Annotated in this window: 1 rRNA gene; it reads right to left on the bottom strand. The window is 52.9% G+C overall.

The window, feature by feature from the left end:
* Positions 1-37: 37 nt before the first annotated feature.
* A 16S ribosomal RNA gene (locus AACR09_RS15795) occupies positions 38-225 on the bottom strand; the annotation flags it as partial.

Raw genomic sequence — 225 nt, 5'->3', positions numbered from 1 at the left:
ATCAATCTGTGTGGACACTCATCGTGGTATCTTCGTATAAGGAGGTGATCCAGCCCCAGGTTCCCCTAGGGCTACCTTGTTACGACTTCACCCCAGTCATGAACCACAAAGTGGTGAGCGTCCTCCCCGAAAGGTTAAACTACCCACTTCTTTTGCAGCCCACTCCCATGGTGTGACGGGCGGTGTGTACAAGGCCCGGGAACGTATTCACCGTGACATTCTGAT

Origin of the sequence: Vibrio sp. OPT20 (genome assembly GCF_963889365.1) — a bacterium.
In the GTDB taxonomy this organism is placed as follows: Bacteria; Pseudomonadota; Gammaproteobacteria; order Enterobacterales; family Vibrionaceae; genus Vibrio; species Vibrio splendidus.
This window is presented reverse-complemented; position numbering and strand designations above follow the sequence as displayed.